Origin of the sequence: Dolichospermum circinale AWQC131C (assembly GCF_000426905.1) — a bacterium.
GTDB lineage: Bacteria > Cyanobacteriota > Cyanobacteriia > Cyanobacteriales > Nostocaceae > Dolichospermum > Dolichospermum circinale.
The window spans coordinates 1-2,773 of sequence record NZ_APIY01000429.1 but is presented as its reverse complement, the minus strand read 5'-3'; the positions used below and the strand labels follow the sequence as shown (position 1 = coordinate 2,773).

At 51.3% G+C, this 2,773-nt stretch carries 1 rRNA gene; it reads left to right on the top strand.

Going from position 1 to position 2,773, the window contains the following annotated elements:
- Window positions 1-17 precede the first annotated feature (17 nt).
- Window positions 18-2,773, top strand: a 23S ribosomal RNA gene (locus ACIR131C_RS0100735); the annotation flags it as partial.

Genomic DNA, 2,773 nt, shown 5'->3' with positions numbered 1-2,773 from the left:
AAGCAAAGAAAAATTGTGGTCAAGCTAATAAGGGCTAATGGTGGATACCTAGGCACACAGAGGCGAAGAAGGACGTGGTTACCGACGAAATGTTCCGGGGAGTTGGAAGCAAACTGAGAGCCGGAAATATCCGAATGGGGCAACCCTAAATACTACCTGTTGAATATATAGACAGGAAAGAGCCAACCCAGCGAACTGAAACATCTTAGTAGCTGGAGGAAGAGAAATCAAAACAGAGATTCCCTAAGTAGTGGTGAGCGAAAGGGGAAGAGCCTAAACCAAGAGATTTATCTTTTGGGGTAGTGGGACAGCGATATCGAATCTGGAGATTAGACGAAACAGCTAAATACTGTACCAGAGGGGGTGAAAGTCCCGTAGTTGAAAGTCAAAGGATAGTAGCTGCATCCCGAGTAGTACGGAGCACGAGGAATTCCGTATGAATCAGCGAGGACCACCTCGTAAGGCTAAATACTACTGTGTGACCGATAGAGAACAAGTACCGCGAGGGAAAGGTGAAAAGAACCCCGGGAGGGGAGTGAAATAGAACATGAAACCATAAGCTTACAAGCAGTGGGAGTCCGATTAAACGGATGACCGCGTGCCTGTTGAAGAATGAGCCGGCGACTTATAGGCACTGGTAGGTTAAAGCGAGAATGCTGGAGCCAAAGGGAAACCGAGTCTGAAGAGGGCGAAAATCAGTGTTTATAGACCCGAACCCTGGTGATCTAACCATGTCCAGGATGAAGCTTGGGTAACACCAAGTGGAGGTCCGAACCGACTGATGTTGAAAAATCAGCGGATGAGGTGTGGTTAGGGGTGAAATACCAATCGAACCAGGAGCTAGCTGGTTCTCCCCGAAATGTGTTGAGGCGCAGCGGTAATGATTAAACCTGGGGGGTAAAGCACTGTTTCGGTGCGGGCTGGGAGACCGGTACCAAATCGAGACAAACTCAGAATACCCAGGGAACACATTGCCAGTGAGACAGTGGGGGATAAGCTTCATTGTCAAGAGGGAAACAGCCCAGACCACCAGCTAAGGTCCCCAAATCATCACTAAGTGATAAAGGAGGTGAGAATGCCTAGACAACTAGGAGGTTTGCCTAGAAGCAGCCACCCTTGAAAGAGTGCGTAATAGCTCACTAGTCAAGCGTTCTTGCGCCGAAAATGAACGGGGCTAAGTGATGTACCGAAGCTGTGGGATTACTAATCATAATCGGTAGGGGAGCGTTCCGTAGTAGGGAGAAGCAGTAGCGGCAAGCAGCTGTGGACGAAACGGAAGTGAGAATGTCGGCTTGAGTAGCGCAAATGTATGTGAGAATCATACACCCCGAAACCCTAAGGGTTCCAGAGCCAGGTTCGTCCACTCTGGGTTAGTCGGGACCTAAGGCGAGGCCGAAAGGCGTAGTCGATGGACAAAGTGTCAATAGTCACTTACTGTTCTGTGGGAGCATAGACAGGGACGCATGAAAGATAGCCATACCCTAATTGGTTTGGGAGGAGTTTACGAACTCCGAGTGGTGAAGGAAAGTGCCAAGAAAAGCTGTGTATGTGATGAAGATAGAACACCCGTACCCGAAACCGACACAGGTAGGGAGGTTGAGAATACCAAGGGGCGCGAGATAACTCTCTCTAAGGAACTCGGCAAAATGGCCCCGTAACTTCGGAAGAAGGGGTGCCCACTGGATAAGTGGGTCGCAGTGAAGAGATCCAAGCGACTGTTTACCAAAAACACAGGTCTCCGCTAACTCGTAAGAGGACGTATGGGGGCTGACGCCTGCCCAGTGCCGGAAGGTTAAGGAAGCTGGTTAGCGTTAGTGAAGCTGGCGACCGAAGCCCCGGTGAACGGCGGCCGTAACTATAACGGTCCTAAGGTAGCGAAATTCCTTGTCGGGTAAGTTCCGACCCGCACGAAAGGCGTAACGATTTGGATGGTGTCTCAGAGAGAGACTCGGCGAAATAGGAATGTCTGTGAAGATACGGACTGCCTGCACCTGGACAGAAAGACCCTATGAAGCTTTACTGTAGCCTGGAATTGTGTTCGGGCTTGGCTTGCGCAGGATAGGTGGGAAGCGATGAGATATTCCTTGTGGGGAATATGGAGCTAACGGTGAGATACCACTCTGGCGAAGCTAGAATTCTAACTCATCTCCGTGAGCCGGAGAGAGGACAGTTTCAGGTGGGCAGTTTGACTGGGGCGGTCGCCTCCTAAAAGGTAACGGAGGCGCGCAAAGGTTCCCTCAGCACGCTTGGAAACCGTGCGACGAGTGTAAAGGCAAAAAGGGAGCTTGACTGCAAGACTGACAAGTCGAGCAGGTACGAAAGTAGGCCTTAGTGATCCGACGGCGCAGAGTGGAATGGCCGTCGCTCAACGGATAAAAGTTACTCTAGGGATAACAGGCTGATCTCCCCCAAGAGTCCACATCGACGGGGAGGTTTGGCACCTCGATGTCGGCTCATCGCAACCTGGGGCGGAAGTACGTCCCAAGGGTTGGGCTGTTCGCCCATTAAAGCGGTACGTGAGCTGGGTTCAGAACGTCGTGAGACAGTTCGGTCCATATCCGGTGCAGGCGCAAGAGTATTGAGAGGAGTCCTCCTTAGTACGAGAGGACCGGGAGGAACGCACCGCTGGTGTACCAGTTATTGTACCAACAGTAAACGCTGGGTAGCCAAGTGCGGAGAGGATAACCGCTGAAAGCATCTAAGTGGGAAGCCCACCTCAAGATGAGTACTCTCACTACGGTAAGTAGGTAAGGTCACGGGCAGAACACCCGTT